The sequence below is a fragment of the Roseomonas sp. SRI_022 genome, from assembly GCF_057586215.1.
The window spans coordinates 212,199-229,279 of record NZ_JBYCZL010000001.1 but is presented as its reverse complement, the minus strand read 5'-3'; the positions used below and the strand labels follow the sequence as shown (position 1 = coordinate 229,279).

Annotated in this window: 17 protein-coding genes; 11 read left to right on the top strand and 6 right to left on the bottom strand. The window is 69.6% G+C overall.

Features of this window, described 5'->3' with window-relative positions; genetic code table 11:
• Positions 1-23: 23 nt before the first annotated feature.
• Positions 24-1,544 carry a helix-turn-helix domain-containing protein gene (locus AC2YHJ_RS01060; protein ID WP_487393445.1) on the bottom strand — a complete coding sequence of 507 codons (1,521 nt, stop codon included), beginning with the start codon at positions 1,542-1,544 and terminating at the stop codon, positions 24-26.
• Positions 1,545-1,664: 120 nt separating this feature from the next.
• Between AC2YHJ_RS01060 and AC2YHJ_RS01055 the strand changes: the two genes are divergently transcribed.
• From AC2YHJ_RS01055 to AC2YHJ_RS01030, 6 genes are all read left to right on the top strand, one after another.
• A complete protein-coding gene (locus tag AC2YHJ_RS01055; protein WP_487393444.1) occupies positions 1,665-3,245 on the top strand; it encodes a tetratricopeptide repeat protein in 1,581 nt (526 codons plus the stop codon).
• A gap of 46 nt (positions 3,246-3,291) precedes the next feature.
• Positions 3,292-3,930 (top strand): histidine phosphatase family protein, encoded by a 639-nt coding sequence (locus AC2YHJ_RS01050; RefSeq protein ID WP_487393443.1) that lies wholly within the window; start codon positions 3,292-3,294, stop codon positions 3,928-3,930.
• A 150-nt stretch (positions 3,931-4,080) separates the two neighbouring features.
• Entirely contained in the window at positions 4,081-4,899 is an 819-nt protein-coding gene (locus AC2YHJ_RS01045) for a lipid-binding SYLF domain-containing protein (protein ID WP_487393442.1), read from the top strand.
• Positions 4,900-4,956: 57 nt separating this feature from the next.
• Positions 4,957-5,436 (top strand): YcgN family cysteine cluster protein, encoded by a 480-nt coding sequence (locus AC2YHJ_RS01040; protein ID WP_487393441.1) that lies wholly within the window; start codon positions 4,957-4,959, stop codon positions 5,434-5,436.
• On the top strand, positions 5,433-6,374 hold the full coding sequence (locus tag AC2YHJ_RS01035; protein WP_487393440.1) for a dihydrodipicolinate synthase family protein: 942 nt from the start codon (positions 5,433-5,435) through the stop codon (positions 6,372-6,374). Before AC2YHJ_RS01040 ends, AC2YHJ_RS01035 begins: the two co-directional genes overlap by 4 nt.
• Positions 6,371-6,685: a cupin domain-containing protein gene (locus AC2YHJ_RS01030; protein ID WP_487393439.1), complete on the top strand. Its 315-nt coding sequence runs from the start codon at positions 6,371-6,373 to the stop codon at positions 6,683-6,685. The genes AC2YHJ_RS01035 and AC2YHJ_RS01030 overlap by 4 nt, the downstream gene beginning before the upstream one ends.
• Here AC2YHJ_RS01030 and AC2YHJ_RS01025 read toward each other — a convergent pair.
• Entirely contained in the window at positions 6,666-7,559 is an 894-nt protein-coding gene (locus AC2YHJ_RS01025) for a DMT family transporter (RefSeq protein WP_487393438.1), read from the bottom strand. The two genes, AC2YHJ_RS01030 and AC2YHJ_RS01025, sit on opposite strands and share 20 nt — an antisense overlap.
• Positions 7,560-7,661: 102 nt before the next feature.
• Here AC2YHJ_RS01025 and AC2YHJ_RS01020 point away from each other — a divergent pair, with 102 nt between their 5' ends.
• Complete coding sequence (locus AC2YHJ_RS01020; protein ID WP_487393437.1) at positions 7,662-8,354, top strand: M48 family metallopeptidase; 693 nt, start codon at positions 7,662-7,664, stop codon at positions 8,352-8,354.
• Positions 8,355-8,392: 38 nt separating this feature from the next.
• Positions 8,393-9,400, top strand: coding sequence for a zinc-binding alcohol dehydrogenase family protein (locus AC2YHJ_RS01015; RefSeq protein WP_487393584.1), 1,008 nt, complete (start codon positions 8,393-8,395; stop codon positions 9,398-9,400).
• Here AC2YHJ_RS01015 and AC2YHJ_RS01010 read toward each other — a convergent pair.
• Complete coding sequence (locus tag AC2YHJ_RS01010; protein WP_487393436.1) at positions 9,397-10,230, bottom strand: sugar phosphate isomerase/epimerase family protein; 834 nt, start codon at positions 10,228-10,230, stop codon at positions 9,397-9,399. The two genes, AC2YHJ_RS01015 and AC2YHJ_RS01010, sit on opposite strands and share 4 nt — an antisense overlap.
• A 220-nt stretch (positions 10,231-10,450) precedes the next feature.
• Here AC2YHJ_RS01010 and AC2YHJ_RS01005 point away from each other — a divergent pair, with 220 nt between their 5' ends.
• Genes AC2YHJ_RS01005 through AC2YHJ_RS00995 form a run of 3 tightly spaced genes read left to right on the top strand, consistent with a single transcriptional unit; the run spans position 10,451 to position 14,214 of the window.
• A complete protein-coding gene (locus tag AC2YHJ_RS01005; protein WP_487393435.1) occupies positions 10,451-11,419 on the top strand; it encodes an ABC transporter substrate-binding protein in 969 nt (322 codons plus the stop codon).
• Between the two features lie 4 nt (positions 11,420-11,423).
• Positions 11,424-13,145, top strand: coding sequence for an ABC transporter permease (locus tag AC2YHJ_RS01000; RefSeq protein WP_487393434.1), 1,722 nt, complete (start codon positions 11,424-11,426; stop codon positions 13,143-13,145).
• A gap of 1 nt (position 13,146) precedes the next feature.
• A complete protein-coding gene (locus AC2YHJ_RS00995; RefSeq protein WP_487393433.1) occupies positions 13,147-14,214 on the top strand; it encodes an ABC transporter ATP-binding protein in 1,068 nt (355 codons plus the stop codon).
• Positions 14,215-14,286: 72 nt separating this feature from the next.
• Here AC2YHJ_RS00995 and AC2YHJ_RS00990 read toward each other — a convergent pair whose 3' ends face one another.
• The 3 genes from AC2YHJ_RS00990 to AC2YHJ_RS00980 all read right to left on the bottom strand — a co-directional run bounded on the left by AC2YHJ_RS00990 (position 14,287) and on the right by AC2YHJ_RS00980 (position 17,064).
• Entirely contained in the window at positions 14,287-15,735 is a 1,449-nt protein-coding gene (locus tag AC2YHJ_RS00990; protein ID WP_487393432.1) for an amidohydrolase family protein, read from the bottom strand.
• Positions 15,736-15,747: 12 nt separating this feature from the next.
• Complete coding sequence (locus AC2YHJ_RS00985) at positions 15,748-16,296, bottom strand: cytochrome P460 family protein (protein ID WP_487393431.1); 549 nt, start codon at positions 16,294-16,296, stop codon at positions 15,748-15,750.
• 69 nt (positions 16,297-16,365) lie between these two features.
• Complete coding sequence (locus tag AC2YHJ_RS00980; RefSeq protein WP_487393430.1) at positions 16,366-17,064, bottom strand: glutathione S-transferase family protein; 699 nt, start codon at positions 17,062-17,064, stop codon at positions 16,366-16,368.
• Positions 17,065-17,081: the final 17 nt, after the last annotated feature.

Here is a 17,081-nt window from a genome sequence, read left to right as displayed (position 1 = left end):
GCGGCGAGCCTAGCCGGATCAGCTCAACGCGGCAGCCCGGCCTTCGACAACCCTTCCAGCACGCGCTGCAGCGCCTCCGGATGCAGGACGCCCGACCGTGCGCATTGGTCCACCGTGAGGTCCGGGAAGGCATGGCGCAGCGCCAGCAGCGCGCGGTTCGCGGCGTCATGCGCGCCGGCGTGCATCGCCGCCGCCGTCAGGAAGCGGTATGGCCAGGTGCGTGCCGGCTGCTCCTCGACAGCGCGCGTCAGCAGGCGGGCGGCCCGCGCGTAGTCCCTGCTCACGAACCGCGCGACGCCCAGGCCGATCACCGCCATGTTCGTGTCGTCCTCGGTCGGCCAATGCCGCAGCGCCCGCTGGAAGGCCGCCGCCGCGAGCGCGCCGTTGCCGCGGAAATTCTGGATGTAGCCGCGCCGCCGCCAGGCTTCCGGCTGGTTCGGATCGAGCGCGATGGAGCGGTTCAGCAGCAGTTCCGCCTCATCGAGCCGCCGCGTCAGTGACATCACGCCGGCGGTGAGCATCAGCACTTCGGGGTCATCCGGCGCGAGGGCCAGGGCACGCTGCCCCTGGTCGACTGCGAGGGCGCGCACGGCATCGGGGTCTGCCCAGAAACTGTGATTGGCGCCCTGGGCGCGGGTCCAGCCGGCGAGTGCGAGCGCACGCGCATGACCGGGGTCGCGATGCAGGGCCTCCGCCAGAAGGTCAAGGGCCAGGTCGGTCGCCCCATGCTCCCGGACCAGCGCGGCCGGCCGGGCGCGGAGGAACAACGTCTCGGCATCCGCCTGATGTCGCGGGGTGCGCCGCGCCTGGTCGATCCGCCGCAGCGTAATGGCGGCCACCAGGGCGCCCGCCGCGGCATCGGCCCAGCCGCGGCGGGCCAGACGCAGGCGCGTCATCCATACCACGCTGCCGCTCGCCGGATGCAGCAGGGACAGGACGGCCTCGCCCGCCTCGACCCGGCCTTCAAGCCGCAGCCGCCCGGCATCCGTTCCGCCCGGCGCGGCCAGGACCAGACCGCGCGCGCGGGTGATGGCGATGGCCAAATCCTCGGTGGCACGGCGGGCCTGGGCCGCATCCATGGCGCTGCCGCGGCCGAGCGGGCGCAGGTCGACGACCGTTCCCGTCGCGGCCGTGGCGCCGGCCGCTTGCATGCGCCTCTGCCGCACCGTCGCCGACGGCGCCTCGCCGAAGGTGCGGCGATAGGCGATGGCGAAGCGGCCGGGATGGTCGAAGCCGTGCCGCAAGGCTGCGGCAAGCACCGTGGGCGCATCGCCACCCGCCAACGTTTGACGCGCCGCCGCGAGGCGCAGCCGCAACACCACCTCGCCGGGCGAAAGCCCGAGCACCGTCGCGAAATCCCGCTGCAGGCTGCGTGCGGAAACGCCCGCCGCCGCGGCCATCTCGGGCAGACCGGGTCGTGCCAGGGCATCTTCCGCAAGGCGGGCGCGCACCAGCCGCAGGGCGCGTTCGACACTGCCCGGCATGCCGCGATCCGGCAGCACGAGGCCGTCATCGACGATCCGAGTCCCGGCAGTCTGGCCCATCCGGCCGACTCTCCCGCGCATCCTGGCGCGTTGCGGACAGGATGTCGCAATCCGGACAGAACCGCCACATCGGCATGGGCCAGCATCGCCGGGGGCGACACACTTCGCAGTGAGGCCACGATGCTTCGATCGGCGGGATTCGGACTGGCGGTGCTGGCCCTCATCGGCAGCGCGCAGGCGCAGCCAGGTGCGGGGGCGACGCATCGCGTGCTCGGCACGGTGAACTTCCCGGTGCAATGCAGCCCGGCCGCGCAGGCCGATTTCAACCACGCGATGCTGCTGCAGCATTCCTTCTGGTACCAGGTCGCGGGCAGCGGCTTCCGGCAGGTCCGCGCGCAGGAGCCCGGCTGCACCATGGCCTATTGGGGGGAGGCGCTGACGCTGCTGACCAACCCCTATAGCCCGCCCTCCCCGCAGAATTTGCGCGACGGGCGCGCGCTGCTCGACGAGGCGAAGCGGATCGGCGCGCGCAACCCGCGCGAGGCGGCCTATATCGACGCGCTCGCCCTCGTCTTCGCCGGTGACGATGCGCCGGGGCATCGCGCGCGGCTCGTCGCCTATCGCGATGCGATGGGCCGGCTGGTGGAACGCTTCCCCGACGATACCGAGGCGATGGTGCTCTACGCCCTGCTGCTCGGCGTCGCCTCCGCACCGGGCGACCGCAGCCACGCCGACCCGCTGCGCGGCGCCGAGATGCTAGAACGCGCGCTGGTGGCGCAGCCGGACCATCCCGGCATCGTCCACTACCTGATCCATCTCTACGACTATCCGGCGCTGGCCGGGCGCGGCGTCCGCGCCGCCGACCGCTATGGCAGCCTCGCCGCCGACGTGCCGCATGCGCTGCACATGCCATCGCACATCTACACGCGCATCGGCCGCTGGACGGATTCGATCGAAAGCAACCGCCGCGCCGCCCGGCTCGCCCTGAGCAATGCGGAGCCGGACGACACGCTCCATGCCTATGACTACATGGTCTATGCCTATCTCCAGCTCGGCCGCGACGGCGATGCTGAGGTGGCGATGCGCGAGGCCCTGGCCGCGCGCTTCACGGCGACGACGCGCAATGCCTATGCCTTCGCCATGGCGGCCATCCCCGCGCGGGTCGCGCTGGAACGCGCCGCCTGGTCCGATGCCGCAGCACTGGTGTCGCGCCCCGCACCGGCCTTCACCTACACCGAGGCCCTGACGCATTTCGCCCGCGCCATCGGCCTCGCGCGATCCGGCCAGCCCGCCGAGGCGGATGCCGACATCGCGACACTCGGCCGTATCGCCGAGGCGCTGCGCGGCCGCGATCCTTATTGGGCCGAACAGGTCGCGATCCAGCGCGAGGCCGCGCTCGGCTGGCAGCAATTCGCCGCCGGGCAGCGCGACCAGGGCCTCGTGACGCTGCGCGGCGCGGGTGAGCGCGAGGCGCGCACGGACAAGCATGTGGTCACGCCCGGCCCGCTCGCCCCGGCGCGTGAGCTCTACGCCGAGGCGCTGCTCGAAGCCGGCCAGCCCGTCGCCGCCCTGGCGGAGTTCGAGGCGGTGCAACGCACCGAACCGCGCCGCTTCCGCGCCATCGCCGGCGCGGCGCGCGCGGCCGAAGCCGCCGGGCAGCGCGACGATGCGCGGCGCTACCATCTGATGCTGCTCGACGTGGCCGGGGATGCCGAGGGCAGGCCGGAGGTCGCCGCCGCCCGCGCCTTCGTCGTGCGCTGACCGCCACCCCCTCCCCAGCCCAGCCGGGCTGGGGTAGAGGACGCGCGTGACCCCGACCCGCTTCTTCCTTGTCCGCCATGCGCTGGTGGAGCCTTCCGCCCGCGCCGTGCTTTACGGTTCGATGGACGTCGCCCTGTGCGACCTCGCCCTGCGGCAGGAAGCGGCGTCCTATCGCTGGCTCGCGCACCGCCTGCCACAGCCGGCGCGCTGGTTCGTCACCACCCTGTCGCGCACGCGCTTCACCGCCGCGGCGATCTTCGCGGCCGGCTATCCGGAAAGCGCGCTGGAAGCCGAACCCGACCTGATCGAACAGCATCTCGGCGACTGGCAGGGCATCCCGCATGAGGCGCTGCCCGCGCTGCTGACCCGCCCAGCCCACCCTTTCTGGCCCCATGCGGGGGAGGAGGAACCGCCCGGCGGCGAGACCTTCCGCCAGGTGCAGGCGCGCGTCGCCGGGGTGCTGGAACGCATGGCGACGCTGCTTGAAGGCCAGGATGTGGTGATCGTCGCCCATGGCGGGTCGATCCGCGCCGCGCTGGCCCATGCGATGGGGCTGACGCCGGACCAGGCGCTGACCTTCAGCATCAAGAACCTGTCGCTGACGCGGATCGAGAAGCACGGGCCGGATTGGCGCGTCGCAGCGGTGAACGAGGAACCCTGGACGCCGCCCGCGCTGGAAGACTGAACAGGCGCGCCGGACCTCTGCCGCGGAGGTCGCGGCATGAATGCACGCGATGGTTGCTGCCGCTCACGTTTCCGCCATTGCGAAACCTTTGTGTTGCCCCGCAGGACAGGTTAGAACATCGGCTCGTCAATGACTTGGGGGGTCCGGTTCATGCGCCGTCTCGCCTTTCTCGCCCTCGCCGCGCTGGGCCTGGCTGTCGGGCCGCGCGACGCCTCTGCCCAGGTCGACCAGCAGGCCCTGGTCGACCGCGCCACGCTGTCCCTGCAGGAGGTTCTGGACCTCGGGGAGATGACGGGCGATGCGCGATCGATGCTCGGCCGGTCGCGGGCGGCGATGATCTGCCCGCGCGTCTTCCGCGCCGGATTCATCTTCGGCGGACAGGGCGGCGACTGCGTGCTGGTCGCGCGCGACGGCAACGGGTCCTGGTCCTCGCCCGCCTTCTTCACCATGGGCGCCGCGTCGGTCGGCTTCCAGGCCGGGGTGCAGGACGCGCAGGTGCTGATGCTGATCATGAACGACAAGGCGCTCGACGCGGTGCTGAACCACAACTTCAAGCTCGGCGCCGATGCCGGGATCGCGCTCGGCACGCTCGGGCGCGGCATTTCCGGCGCGACCACCACGGCGGTGGGCGGCGACATCGTGACCATCGCCCGCGCGCGCGGGCTGTTCGCCGGCATCTCGCTGGATGGTAGCTACCTCGATTCACGGGATTCCTGGAATCGCGCCTATTTCGGCCGCGAGGCCACGGCCCGCCAGGTCGTGGTGGAGATGGCGGCGCATAACCCCGGCAGCGATCCGCTGCGCGCAGCGCTGATGCGGTTCTCGGACGCGCCGACTGCCACGACGGCCGCGCCGGCGCCGCAGGGTTCCGCCCCGCCGCGCGAGGTGATCACGCCCGCCCCCGGCAATGCCGGCGCAGCGCGCGTGCAGACCGAGAGCCTGCCGTCGCCGCCGCGCGGCACGCGCTGACCAGCATCGCGCTCCACACCGATGGAGCGCGCCACCGCGGTGGTCTAGATTGCCGCGGTGACAGCATCCGCCCCCTTCTGGCGCACCAAGCCGCTCGGCGCCATGACGCGCGCCGAATGGGAAAGCCTGTGCGACGGCTGTGGCCGCTGCTGCCTGCACAAGCTGCGTGACGAGGACACCGACCGCCTCGCCTACACGAATGTCGCCTGCCGGCTGCTGGATGGTGAATCCTGCCGTTGCAAGGACTATGCGGACCGCAAGACGCGTGTGCCCGATTGCGTGAAGCTGACGCCCAAGCGCGTCGCCGCCATCGACTGGCTGCCGCCGACCTGCGCCTATCGGCTGCTGGCCGAGGGCAAGGATCTGCCCTGGTGGCATCCCCTGGTTTCCGGCAGCCCGGAAACGGTGCATGAAGCGGGCGTCTCGGTCCGCGGCCGCACGGTGGCGGAACGCGAGGCAGGGGATTTTCAGGACCATGTCGTCGCCTGGCCGGGAAACTGGCCGCCCGGGGCGAAGAACCGGAGGAGAGCCGGATGAAGAACGCGATCTATGGCGGCGTGAATGCCGCGGTGCTGACGGCGATGGGCCCGGACCTGACGCCCGACCTCGACCGCATGGCGGCGCATGCGCGCTGGCTGCTGGCGAATGGATGCAATGGCCTGGGCGTACTCGGCACGACCGGCGAGGCCAATTCCTTCGGCCTGCATGAGCGCAAGGCGATCCTGGAGGGGCTGATCGCGCGCGGCATCCCGGCGGCGAAGATGATGCCGGGCACGGGCTGTGCGTCGCTGACCGATTCCGTGGAACTGACGAAGCATGCGCGCGACGCCGGCTGCCCCGGCGTGCTGATGCTGCCGCCCTTCTACTACAAGGGTCCGTCGGATGACGGGCTGTTCGCCTACTTCAGCGAAGTGATCAACCGCGTCGGCGGCGGGGTGAAGGTCTATCTGTACCACTTCCCGCAGCAATCGGCGGTGCCGTTCACGCTCGACCTGCTCGGCCGGCTGATCAAGGCCTTCCCGGGCACCATCAAGGGCGTGAAGGATTCGTCCGGCGACTACGCCAACATGCTCGCGATGGTGAAGGCCTTCGCCGCGGATGGCTTCGAGGTCTATTCCGGCAGCGACGAATTCCTGCAGCAGATCCTCGCCGAGGGTGGCGCGGGCTGCATCACCGCGGCGTCGAACGGCAATTCCCATTGGGGCGGCATCGTCTATGCGAAGCGCACGGGGCCGGAGGCAGATGCCGCGCAGGCGACGCTGACGGCGACGCGCCGCGCCGCGACCTCCGTGCCGCTGATCCCGGGCCTGCGGGAGATCATCGCGCGCAGCACCGGCGATGCCGGCTGGCGCGTGATCCGTCCGCCGCACCTGCCGCTGAACCAGGAGCAGGGTGACAAGGTGTGGGCGGCGTGGACCGCCGCCGGCGCCATTCCGCTGCCGGGCCTGTCGCCGGCGAAGGCTGCCGCGGAATGAACGAGCCGCTCCGCTGCCGCGAACCGGCCATCGCCACCGTCCAGGTGGATGACGCGAATGTCCGCGTGACTCGGTGGGATTTCCCGCCGGGTTCCGAGACCGGCTGGCACCGGCACGGCATGGCCTATGTCGTCGTGCCGGTGTCGGACGGTTCGATGCTGCTGGAACTGCCCGGCGGCCAGACGGCGACCGCGGAGATCAAGGAAGGCGTGGCCTATGCGCGCGCTGCGGGCATCGAGCACAACGTGGTCAATGTCGGCGACAAGCCCTTCGCCTTCGTCGAGACCGAGCTCAAGCACCTGATCGGCTGACGCTCCGGCCGGGCAGCGTCACCAGCGCGAGCCCGGCGAAGACCAGCAGCGCGGCCGGGATGGTCAGCCATCCCGGCCTTTCGCCGAACAGCATCCAGCCCCAGGCGATGCCTGTGATGGTGATGATGTACCCAGTCTGGGACGTCACAACGCCGCCATGGGCGCCGAGCGAGCGGAAATACAGCATGAAGGCGGTGGCCATCGCCGCCGCCTGCAACGCGGACACCGGTATGCCCTGCGCCGGAACCGCGTGGACCTGCCCTGCGAGGATCGCAAGGACGGCCAGTGCGATCGTCCCGGCCGTCAGCGTCCCCGTGGCGAGCGCGAGGGGCGGCGTGTCGCGCGGCGCCAGCCAGACTCCCATCAGGTTCGACGCCGCGTAGCAGACCGGCGTGAGTGCGGCGAGCAAGGCCCAGGGCAGCATCGCCGGATCGGGCAGCGCCGCACCGGGCGCCATCGCCAGCAGCACGCCGGACAGGCCCAGCACCGTGCCCAGGATGCGCCGCGGCGTGATGCGTTCCATGCCCAGCAGCGCCGCGCCGAGCACCGTGAGCATCGGCGACAGCGGCACCAGCAGGGAGAAGAAGCCCGCCGGCACGTGGAGCAAGGCCGTGAAGCCGATGAGATTCGCCAGCGCTAGGCCGCTCAGCCCCGACACCGCGTAGTGGCGCAGATGCGCACGCGACAGCGGCAGCGCCAGGCCGCGCATCCGGCACAGCAGGATCAGCATCAGCGCACTGCCCGCCCCTGCGCAGGTCGCGATCAGCAGCGGCGGCCAGCCGAGGGCGCCAAGATGCTTCACGAAGCCGGGCGTCGCACCCCAGATCGTGCCGAGCAGCAGCAGGGGCGGCAACGGACGGAGCGCATCGGGCATGCTGCGAAGTGGTCGCGTGACGTCTTTCTCTGTCAAGCGGTTGAACCGCGCGGGGGTGCTGCGCCAAGTTGGCGCATGGCCTTGCCCGATTCGGAAACCATCGTGCTGCGTCCCGGGGTGCTCGGTGCGCCTGTCGGCTGCCCGGTGCGTTGGTGCCGTTCGGCCCGCGCGCGCCGCGTCAGCCTGCGCATCGACCCGCGCGCCGGGGAGGTGGTGGTGACGCTGCCGATGCGCACCGCGCGCCGCGCCGGCATGGCGCTGCTGACGACGCATGCGGCCTGGGTCATGCAGCGCCTCGCGGCGCTGAGCCCGACGGTGGAACTCGCCCCCGGCGCGGAAGTGCTGATCGGCGGCAGGCCACATGTGATCCGCCACGACCCGGACGCGCGCGGCGGCGCCTTCCTGGATGGTGCGACGATCATCGTCTCCGGCCGCCCGGAATTCCTCGCCCGCCGCGTGAAGGACTTCCTGCGCGCCGAGGCAAAGCGACGCATCGCCGTGCTGGCGGAGGGACATGCCGCGACCCTCGCGGTGAAGATCCGCGCCTTGCGGGTGAAGGACACGCATAGCCGCTGGGGGTCCTGCGCGCCGGACGGGACGCTCGCCTTTTCCTGGCGCCTGGTGATGGCGCCGGACTGGGTGCTCGACTACGTCGTGGCGCATGAGGTCGCGCATCTGCGCGAGCTGAACCACTCGGCGCGCTTCTGGGTGCATGTGGAACGCCTGACGCCGCATCGCGAGGCCGCGCAGGAATGGCTGCGCGACAACGGGCCGTCCCTGCTGCGCGTGAGCTGAATCCGGCCTATATCCCGCGCAACGACGCGGAGGATGCGATGAAGGCCATCGGTTTCACGAAGTGCCACCCGGCGGACCATCCGGAGGCGCTGCTGGACCTCGACATCCCTGCCCCTGCCGATCCCGCCGGCCACGACATGCTGGTCGAGGTGCGTGCGATGTCGGTGAACCCGGTCGACGCCAAGCGCCGGCGCGCCGAGGAACCGAAGGACGGCCCGCGCGTCCTCGGCTTCGACGCGGCCGGGGTGGTGCGCGCCGTGGGGCCGCTCTGCACACTATTCCAGCCGGGCGATGAGGTGTTCTACGCGGGCGTGGTGAACCGCCCCGGCAGCAACGCCGAATTGCAGCTGGTCGATGAGCGCATCGTCGGGCGCAAGCCGAAATCCCTGTCCTTCGCGGAAGCCGCGGCGATGCCGCTGACCACTATCACCGCCTGGGAAGGGCTGCATGACCGGCTCGGCATCCATGAGGGCGCCGGCGCGGGGGAGGCGCTGCTGCTGATCGGCGGCGCGGGCGGCGTCGGGTCGATGGTCATCCAGATCGCCCGGCAGCGCACCGCGCTGACCATCGTCGCGACGGCATCGCGCCCGGAGACGGCGCAATGGTGCCGCGATCTCGGCGCGCATCACATCGTCGATCACCGGGAAGACATCGCCGCCCAGCTCAAGGTGATCGGGGTGAAGCCGCGCTATGTCTTCTCGACCAACACGACAGCGCGGAACTGGGACCAGATCGTCGCCTCCGTCGCGCCACAGGGGGCGGTACTGCTGATCGAATCCACGGCGCCGATCGATGCGCGGCAGTTGAGCCCGAAATCCGTCTCCCTGCACTGGGAGCTGATGTTCACCCGACCGATCTTCGGCACGCATGACATGATCGAGCAGCACCATCTGCTGAACGCGGTGTCCGAGATGGTGGACCACGGTCGCATCCGCCACACCATGACGCACAACCTGGGCCATGCGACCGCCGCGCGCCTGCGGGAGGCGCACGGGCTGGTCGAAAGCGGGACGATGATCGGGAAGGTGGTGCTGGAGGGGCTTTAGCCCACGGCAACGCCCGCGGCGCGCGCCTTGTCCACCATGTATCCGCGCGCCGCCTGCATATCCTCCAGCGTACCGAAGGCGTTGGTGTAGGCGCCGCGATACCCCTTGCCCTCCAGCAGGGCGAACATGGCGCCGAAATCGAAGTCGCCCTTACCGGGGATAAGGTGCTCCTCGTAGCCATTGCGCCAGCAATCGGCGAGGCGCACTTCCTTCACCCGGTGCAGCGGGATCTCCGCGACGAAGCCACCGACACCGGGCGGCAGCAGATGGGCGTGGTTCGCGGTGAAGGACAGCGCGAAGGCGGTGCTGTCGATGGCGTCGAAGTAGTAGCGCCATTCCTCCATCGTATGCGCGAGGTAGTGGACCTCGGCATTCTCCGGTTCGCGGTTCAGGTTCTCGAGCAGCAGCAGCGCGCCATGCTGCTCGGCGTGCTTCACCATGCGCTGCAGGCGGTCGCGCCCGGCCTGCATGCGCATCGGCACGTCGGCGGTGAAGTGGTAGCCGGCATGCACGACGATCCACTCGGCTTCGAGCTTCGGTGCGACTTCGATATAGGCGCGCAGATAGGCGTCCACCGCCTCGGACAGGAAGGGCGAGTATTCCGCGACATTGACGGCTGAGAGCGTGTGCAGCGCGATGGAAACGCCATTGGCGTGGGCACTCTGCCTGATTGCGCGGCAGCGGGCGTCGTCGAACAGCGTCACGGCGTTCGCACCGGTATCGAGCTGGATGTCGATGTGCCGGACTTCGTTGCGCGCGGCCCATTCGATGGCGTCCTCGAGCCGCAGCTTGCGGCCGACATCGACGCCGATGCGGTCCATCAGTGACATCGTTCTCTCCCTCATCATGAGCAGAGGTTTACAGGCACCGGGCCGAGTGGCAACGTTTCCACCGTCCAAGAATGAACCACGATGCGACGTGACCGCCAAAGGCGGCCGGCGCAGGCAATCGATGGGAGGAAGCCGGATGTTCCTGATCGACAGGCGACAGATGCTCGCCCTTGCAACCTGGGCCGCCGCGTCCAGCAAGGCATGGGCGCAGCAAGCCCCTATGAATGAGCAGGAGCGCACGCTGTACGAGGCAGCGAAGCGCGAGGGCGAGATCACCTGGTACACCGGGCAATACAGCGCGGATGCCTCGGAGGCCGCCGGGCGCGCCTTCAACGAACGCTATCCCGGCGTGCGCTGCAACGTGGTGCGCAGCACCTCGCAGGTCGCCTTCCAGCGCCTGTCGCAGGATTTCCGCGCCGGCGTCGGACAGTGCGACGTCTTCTCCTCGACCAATGGCGGGCACTACATCCAGCTCAAGCGGCAGAACCGGCTGGTGAAGTTCCGGCCGCTCAATGCGGACGGGTTGCTGCCGATCCTGCGCCAGGCCGACCCGGACGACTATTTCCAGTCTTCCTTCCTCGGCATCTACCTGATGGGCCACAACACCACCCTGGTGTCGGAGGCCGAGGCGCCGAAGTCCTGGACGGATGTCCTCGACCCGAAATGGAAGGACAAGCTGGCCGTCGGGCATCCCGGCTTCAGCGGCGCGATCGGGCTTTGGGCGCTGCAGATGCGCACCATGTACGGCCCGGATTACCTCCGCCGCTTCGAGCGCAACAAGCCGCAGGTCGGGCGTTCCTCGATCGACCCGGTGACGATGATGACGGCGGGCGAGCGTGCTGTCGGCGTCGCCGTGCCGTCCGCCTCGACGCTGTTCGCCGCGTCGCGCGGCAATCCGCTTAAGGTGATCTACCCGACGGAAGGGGTGATCGCGGCGCTGTCGCCCTCGGGCATCCCGACCAATGCGCCGCATCCGAATGCGGCGAAGCTGTTCCAGGAATTCCAGACCGGCCCGGCGCTGTCCGCCGCGGTCCGGCTGCTGTTCAACGAGAGCATCCGCCCCGACGTGCCGCCGCCCGAAGGATCCCGCCCGCTCGACCAGGTGACCATGCTGGCACCGAGCCTGGAGGATGCGGAAAAGGGCGTGCCGGAAGTGCGGGAGCAGTGGCGCGAGATCTTCGGCGTCTGATCGGATGAGTGCTACTGCATTGCCGGGGGCGGCGGCGCGACCCAGCCGCCTCCGCCTCCTGGAACCGGTTACCATCCTGTGGGTCGTCCTCATCGCGGCGCTGCTGGTGCTGGTCGCAGCACCACTGCTCAAGATGTTCGTCATCTCCTTCGAGATGCAGGACACGGGCGAGTTCACCTTCCAGAACTACCTGACCGCCTATGGCAGGCAGCGCTACCTCGATGCGGTGCGCAATTCGCTGCTGCTCGGCGCCTATTCGGCGGCGATATCGGTGGTGCTGGCGGTGCCGATGGCCTGGGCCGTGTCGCGCACGGACATGCCAGGCAAGGGCTTCACCTGGGCAATCGTGCTGGCCGCCTTCATCATGCCGCCTTATCTGGGCGCGATCGGCTGGATCCTGCTCGCCGGACCGAATGCCGGCTGGATCAACGTGGTCTGGCGCGGGTTGACCGGGGCACATGACCCGCTGGTGAACATCTACTCCTTCACCGGCATGGCCTTCGTCATTGCGCTGCATTCCTTCCCGCTGGTCTTCATCTTCGTGAAATCCGCGCTCGACCTGATCTCCTCCGAGATGGAGGACGCCGCCAACATCCTCGGCGGCGGCACCTGGGTGACGATGCGCAAGGTCACGCTGCCGCTGGTCTGGCCGTCGATCCTGGGCGGTTTCATCCTGATCTTCCTGGAGACGATCGCACTGTTCGGCACGCCGGCGATCATCGGCATTCCCGCGCGCATCAACGTCGTCACCACGCAGTTGTGGCAGTTCTTCGAGGACCCGGTCCGCGTCGAGGTCGCCTCCGCCTTCGCCATGCCGCTGCTGCTGATCACCATGGGTCTGATCGCGGTGCAGAAGCTGATGCTCGCGCGCAAGGGCTTCGTCTCGCAGACCGGCAAGGGCGGCGAGCGGCGCGAGGTGAAGCTCGGCCCCTGGCGCTGGGTGCTGTTCGGCTGGTGCCTGATGGTGGCGCTGCTGTCGGTCGTGAAGCCGCTCATCGTGCTGCTGCAGGCTTCCTTCGCCAAGGCCTGGGGACGCGGCTTCTCGCTCGACAACCTTACGTTCCGCAACTACCGCTTCCTGCTGTTCGAACACGACATGGCGCCGCAGGCGGTGTGGAACACGGTGTGGTTCTCGGCGGCCTCGGCGACCATCGCGGTGGTGCTGGCACTGCTCGTCGCCTACATCGTCGTGCGCAAGCTGATGCGCTTCGCCGATGCGCTGGGCTTCCTCGCCATGGCGCCCTTCGTCATCCCGGGCATCGTCATGGCGATCGGTTTCTACGCCGCCTATGCCGGCCCGCCGCTGTCGCTCTACGGATCCGCGCTGCTGATCATCCTCGCCTTCGCCTCGCGCTTCCTGCCGATCGCCTATGCCTCCTCCCAGGCGGCGATCCGCGCGGTGCATCCGGAAATGGAGGAAGCCGCCCGCATCCTCGGCTCAGGGCGGCTGCATGCCATCCGCAAGGTGACGGCGCCGCTGCTCAAGACCTCGCTGCTCGGCGGCTGGCTGGTGGTGTTCATCGTCGCCTCGCGCGAACTCTCGGCCGCGATCTTCCTGGTCGGGCCGCGCACGCGGACCATGTCCGTGCTGCTCTACGACCTCACCGAACAGGGCAATTTCGAGGTCGTCTCCGCCTTCGGCGGCATCCTGCTCGTCATCACTTTGGCCATCGTGGGCATCGGCATGAAGCTGGTCGGCCGCGACTTCATGCTGCGGAGGGAATAGCGTGCCGCGTCTGACGCTCACCGGCCTGACCAAGGCCTATGGGAAGCTTACCGTCGTCGACGGGGTGGACCTGACGCTGGAGGAAGGGGAGTTTGTCTCTCTCCTCGGCCCCTCCGGCTGCGGCAAGACCACGACGCTGCGTATGATCGCGGGCTTCGTCGATCCGACCGGCGGGACCATCTCGGTGGATGGAAAGGTTCTGTCCGCGCCTGGCGCGGTGGTGCCGCCCGAACGTCGTGGCATGTCGATGATCTTCCAGTCCTACGCCATCTGGCCGAATATGACGGTCGAGGAGAACGTCGCCTTCGGCCTGAAGCTGCGCAAGCTGCCCAGCGCCGAGGTGAAGCAGCGCGTCGGCGAGATCCTGGAAGTCGTCAAGCTCAACGCCCTGGCACACCGCTATCCGGCGGAACTCTCCGGCGGGCAGCAGCAGCGCGTCGCACTCGCCCGCGCCATCGTGGTGAAGCCCTCCGTCCTGCTGCTGGACGAACCGCTCTCCAACCTCGACGCCAACCTGCGCGAGGAGATGCGCTTCGAGATCCGTCGCCTGCACGACGAGTTCCGCATCACCACCGTCTACGTCACCCACGACCAGGGGGAGGCGATGGCCACCTCCGACCGGATCGCGGTGATGAATGCCGGCCGCATCGAGCAGATCGACGCGCCGCACCTGCTCTACACGCGCCCGCGCACCCGCTTCGTCGCCGGCTTCGTCGGGCGCACCAACCTGCTGGAAGCGCGGGTCGAAGGCGGCACACTGCTGCTGGACGGCGTCAGCCTCGGCTCCGCGGTCCAGGCCGGCCTGCCCGCGACCACCAATGGCGCGGTGCTCGTCTCGCTCCGCCCGCAGGCCATGGCGATCCATCGGGCCGCGCCGGCCGGCGAGGCCCTGGTGCTGGAAGCGGCCATCGCCGAGCGCACCTATCTCGGCGAAGCCTGGGACTATGTGGTGCAGCCGAAGGGGACCGGATTGCGCCTGCGTGCGGCCGCGCCGCCGCTGGAAACGCACGAGGTCGGGCAGACCGTGTGGCTGCGGATCGATCCGCGGCAGGTCGCGGTGGTGGAGTAGAAGGGCGGGGGAGAGAACTCCCCCGAACCCCCTCCTTCTTCTGGCACTCCGCCCTCGCAGACGGGCGGCGCCTCAATGCAACGGCAAAGCAAGCGGAGCGATCTCGTCGCCGCTGCGGCCACGGTAGTCCCGGCCACGCGCATCGCGCAGCATGCGTGCCTGGCTCTCCGCCAGGATGCCGGCGGCCTCCGTCACACTAAGGCGGGTCGGACGGCCATCGGCGAAGACCGTCTCGCCGGCGACGATCACGCGCTTTACCGCACGGTCCGCGGCGTGGAACACCAGCGCGCGCAGCGGGTCGCGCGGCGGCGACATCAAGGGATGCGCCAAGTCGACCAGCACCACATCCGCGGCGGCACCCTTCTCGATCCGCCCGAGATCCGGCCGGCCCAGCGCCTCCGCCCCGCCGGCGGTCGCGGCGTGGAATACGCTCCCGGTATCGGCGGCGGCCACGTCGCGCACCGCGTTGCGCGCCAGCAGAATGGCGAGCCGCATCTCCTCGATGAGGTTGTGCGGCGCGCAATCCGTGCCGAAGCCCATGTTCACGCCGCGCGCGCGGTACTTGCCGAAATGCTTCAGGTGCTCGCCATACCGCGCGAAGGGCGACGGGCAATGCGCCACCGTCGCGCCGTGATCCGCCACCAGCCCGATATCCTTCGCCGTGTGCCAGCCGATCGACGCATGCTCATCGACGAAGATCGCATGGCCGAGGATGCTTCGCGGCGTCAGCAGCGCGATCGACGCCGCCCATTGGATCGGCGTCACGCCATGGCGGCGGATCATCTCCCGCACCTCCACCACCGCCTGGGCGATATGGGTGGTGAAAGGGCGCCCCGTCTCGCCGGCATAGGCGATGGATTCGCGCAGCATGTCCTCCTCGACCGTGTCGATCTGGGCGGGGAAGACGATGCCGTGCAGGCGGCCGGAATTGTCGGAATCGGCCTCCTTCATCACGCGCTTGGCGGCCTCGAACTGGGTGCGGGCGTTCTCGCGGTTCCACATCCAGGTCACGGTCTGTGGCGCCGACATGCCCCAATGCGCGGCGGCATAGCCAGGGCCGGCCCAGACCCGCAGCCCGCTCTCCCGCATGATGCCAAGCCATTCCGGAAAGGGCGGAGAGAGATCGACGACGGAGGTCACGCCGGCCGACATCAGCTCGGCATAGGCCAGCCGCATCGCCGCCGCCTGGCCGGCCTGGTCCAGGCGAAAGGCCTGCAGCCGTTCGAACAGTCCGGTCATCTGCTGTTCCGCCACGCCATGGTCCTCGCGCACGCCGCGCGCGGCCGGTTCCGTCGTCGGGTGGGTGTGGATGTTGACGAGGCCCGGCATCACCAGCAGCCGCCGTCCATCCACCACCTCCGCCCCCGGCGGCACCGGCGCATCGGGATCGTGCCGCGCGATGGCGGCGATGCGCCCGCCATCCAGCAGCACATCCATGCCGCGCGCATAGGCGTGGCGCCGTGCCGCAGCCTCCCACACCACCGCCCAGGCGGCGTCGCGGATCAGCACGGGTGCAGGCATCGCGGCACTCCCTCAGCGGCTACGGTTGGCGTAGTCCCAGGTGGTGAAGGTGAAATCCTGCTGCGCGCGATTCTGCAGGTGGCAGGTGAAGCAGGCATTCAGCGGACCTGGCAGGCGGCTTCCATCGGTCGGGCTGAATCGGGCGTATTCCCATTCGCCGTTGCGCATGTCGGGGCCGTAGCCTTCGCCCCAACCGCGTTCCTTCTGCTGCACGTTCATGGAAATGAAGGCGGGCTCGGGGATGAAACGCCCGTTGGCGTCGAGCAGCGGATTGCCCTGCGCATCCAGCCGCGCCCGCTGGTCCGCCAGGATCACCAGGCTGCCGTAAGGCAGCGGCTGCCCGGGCCTCAACTCGGCGAAGGCTTCCGGATTGATGAAGATGTTGCGGATGATCTTTCGGTCGCGATTGTCGACCGTGGAGTAGCGGATGAAGCGCTGCTGCCAGTCGGCCGGCACCTCGATGTTCTGCGGGCCGGTCGTATAGGGCCGCGTCTGCGCAAAGGTGGTGGTGGCTGCGGCCGCCGTCAGCAACGCAGCCACGATGATGGCAGGACGGTTCATGGCGGTTCTCCCTGTCCGACCATCATCGGGCGCGTTTCGCTGCCGTGATGCAAGATTTTCGGTGCGGATCTACGCCCCCGCGAAGGCCGGAACCGCCCTGGCGATGCCGCCATGCGCATCCAGCATCCTCTCCCGCCAGCCATGCAACGGATCGTCGCGCAGCAAGATGGGAAAGGGGCTGCAGCAGCGCGCCCATTGGATTGGGCCGAAGGCGATGGCGTCGCCATAGCCGGGCGCGTCCCCATGCAGGAAGGGCGCGTGGCGCAGCGCGAGCCGCAGCGGCACCAGGCTCTCGCGGAACGCGAGCACGCGCGCCTCGCGATCCGCCGTCACGGCGGCCAGCGCCATGCCGTAGCGCTTCTCCCGGCTCGTCACGAAATACGCGGCGTCTTCCGGCGCCAGCAGGGCCGGGATGTCGGAGACGATGAGCCGCCCGATCCCGGCGATCAGCGTCGCATCCGCCCACCCGTTCAGGAAGCGCGCCAGCGCCCGCCCACCGGGCCCGCCGAACAGCGATGGCCGCTCCGGATAGGTATCCTCGAGATACTCGGCGATAGCCCAGGAATCCGTGACCGCCCTGCCGCCGTCGAGGATCACGGGCACCTTCTCCGCCCCATGCGGCACGAGCGCGTCGCGTTCGGTGAAGCGCCAGGGGATCGTCTCCGTCGCCAGCCTCTTCTGCGCCAGGGCCAGGCGGGTGCGCCAGCAATAGGGGCTGAAGCGCCGCGCCGGATCGGCGCCGCAGAGGTCATAGAGCGTGACGGCCATGCCGGGTCCCTCCTGGT